Here is a 2477-nt window from a genome sequence, read left to right as displayed (position 1 = left end):
GACTGTTACATGATTCCAAAATGATCTATGAAGATCAGTTGGAAGCGGTGACCCGCGATAGTGTGAAATCCGGAACCACAGGAAATCAGGTGGATCTGGCGTTACTGGTTGATGGGTTGCAGGCGGAACGTGAGCAGGGTATTACCATTGACGTAGCGTATCGTTATTTCTCCACCACCAAACGTAAATTTATCATTGCTGATACGCCAGGTCATGAACAGTACACCCGTAACATGGCCACCGGTGCATCAACCTGTCAGCTGGCGGTTATTCTGATTGATGCTCGTTACGGAATGCAGACACAAACCCGCCGCCATAGTTTTATTGCTTCATTACTGGGTATCAAGCACATTATTGTTGCCATTAATAAAATGGATTTGATGGATTTCAGCGAACAGGTCTTTAATGATATTCGTAAAGCCTACAGCGAATTTGCCCGTGAACTGGAAATCGAAGATATTCACTTTGTACCGATGTCTGCCTTGAACGGCGATAATGTGGTGAACAGAAGTGAAAACATGCCCTGGTATCAGGGCAGCACAATGATGGAGCTGTTGGAAAACATCGAGATTGGGAAGGATGCCAATACCGAAGACGCCCGTTTCCCGGTGCAATACGTTAACCGCCCGAACCTGAATTTCCGCGGCTACTGCGGCACATTATCTGCGGGTATTCTGAAGCCGGGGGATGAAATTACCGTTTTGCCTTCAGGCAAAGAAAGCAAAGTCAAAGCACTGGTAACCTATGATGGTGAGCTGGATCATGCCGTTCCGGGTGAATCGATAACCGTTACCCTGCAGGATGAAGTGGATGTAAGCCGTGGCGATATGATTGTGCATCGGGATCATCAGCCACATGTGTCCAGCCGTTTTAAAGCCATGGTGGTATGGATGACAGAGCAACCGCTGGTGGCAAACAAACAATACAACATCAAGGTTGGCGTTTCTGACAGTACAGGTGTAATGACTCAGGTTGATCATCAGGTTGATGTGAATACATTGGCCCATAACGTTGTGACAGAACTGAAACTGAACGAAATCGGTTTATGTGAATTTTCATTAAATAAACCAGTTGTGTTTGATGCTTATAAGCGTAATCGCACTACCGGTGCTTTTATCGTGATTGATCGTCTGACTAATGTCACCATTGGTGCGGGCATGATTACCGAAGCGATTACCGGTATGATAAATGAAGATACAACAACTCATGTTTCTGCATTTGAAGTCGAATTAAATGCATTAATCCGAAAACATTTCCCTCATTGGGATGCTAAGGATATCAGTGATTTACTGAAGTAAATCTAAATAAATCAGGCCGTGTTCGCGGCCTGATTTTACCATCCGGTTTTCACTCGATAACTTTTCGAGATTCCATTCTTATTTCATTAAATCTTGTGAATGCTTTGCTTTATGTTATTGAGGCAATACTGCTGTTTTGTCATCTTATTGAAAGCTGTTAGGGTAAATTTTAAAAATTTAGCGAATTATGTGAACCGGTTTGAGTAGCGGACAATGATTTAGGTTACATTCTGCGAAACCGGGATGGTGAATAATGAAAGAACAAGCAGATTTTAGAAAGATTGGTTGTGGCGAGTGTTTCAACAGCGGTTTACTTGGATTTGATTTTTCCATGGCTTTCCAGCCGATTGTGAATACAAACAGCCGAACGGTGTATGCGCAGGAAGCACTTGTTCGGGGGGTGGATGGGCAAGGTGCGGCCCATGTTTTTGATAATGTAAATCAGAGTAACCGCTATCGTTTTGATCAGGCCTGTCGGGTTAAAGCGATTAAACTTGCTGCAGAACTTAACATCGATTCTAAACTCAGCATCAACTTTATGCCCAATGCAGTGTACAAACCTGAGTTGTGTATCAGGACGACACTCGAGGCTGCTGAAATCTATAACTTCCCGATTGAACGCATTATTTTCGAAGTGACTGAAGGTGAGCAGATTACTGACCATGTTCACTTGCAGGACATTATTCAGTCTTATCAGCAGCAGGGATTTTCAACTGCCATAGATGATTTTGGGGCTGGCTATGCGGGGTTGAACCTGCTGGCAAATATGCAGACTGATTTAGTAAAATTGGATATGGCGTTAATACGCAATATCCATAATGATAAAGTCAGGCAGTCCATTACGCGAGGCATCATCGCTTTCTGTAATGATTTGGATATTACCGTGATAGCCGAAGGTATCGAATCTGCAGATGAACTTTATGTTTTACAGGAGATGGGGATTGAGTTGTTTCAGGGATTTTATTTTGCCAAACCAAGTTTTGAGTCTTTGGCAACAGTCTCATCCGATTGGTGGCGCTGATAACGCTTGATGCCAGAGCTGTTGTTTGGTTTCAAATTTCATAGCGGCATGCGCCGGGCTGGTTGAGGGTAGCCTTTGGTAGTTTAATAATATGTCGGCGGCTTCCAACTGTTTTATTACATAACGTTTGAATACCTGTTCCGCTTTGCCACCATTAA

General features: G+C 43.5%; 2 protein-coding genes and 1 pseudogene. 2 read left to right on the top strand and 1 reads right to left on the bottom strand.

Annotated elements, in window-relative coordinates:
• Both cysN and B3O33_RS14220 read left to right on the top strand, forming a co-directional pair.
• The coding region (cysN, locus tag B3O33_RS14225; RefSeq protein ID WP_292363853.1) for a sulfate adenylyltransferase subunit CysN at positions 1–1298 on the top strand (1298 nt) is incomplete at its 5' end.
• A 253-nt stretch (positions 1299–1551) separates the two neighbouring features.
• Positions 1552–2319, top strand: coding sequence for an EAL domain-containing protein (locus B3O33_RS14220; protein WP_292361845.1), 768 nt, complete (start codon positions 1552–1554; stop codon positions 2317–2319).
• On the opposite strand, the pseudogene B3O33_RS15985 reads toward B3O33_RS14220, so the two are convergent.
• Positions 2299–2477: pseudogene (locus tag B3O33_RS15985) on the bottom strand (DNA-deoxyinosine glycosylase); the annotation flags it as partial. The gene B3O33_RS14220 and the pseudogene B3O33_RS15985 sit on opposite strands and share 21 nt — an antisense overlap.

Origin of the sequence: Methylophaga sp. UBA1464 (assembly GCF_002325665.1) — a bacterium.
Lineage (GTDB): Bacteria > Pseudomonadota > Gammaproteobacteria > Nitrosococcales > Methylophagaceae > Methylophaga.
Note: the sequence above shows the minus strand (reverse complement) of the source record. Positions and strands in the feature narration are given on the sequence as shown.

What these genes read in the sequence shown, in the direction of transcription:
- B3O33_RS14220 (WP_292361845.1), top strand. Translation starts at nt 1,552, where the DNA reads ATGAAAGAACAAGCAGATTTTAGAAAGATTGGTTGTGGCGAGTGTTTC.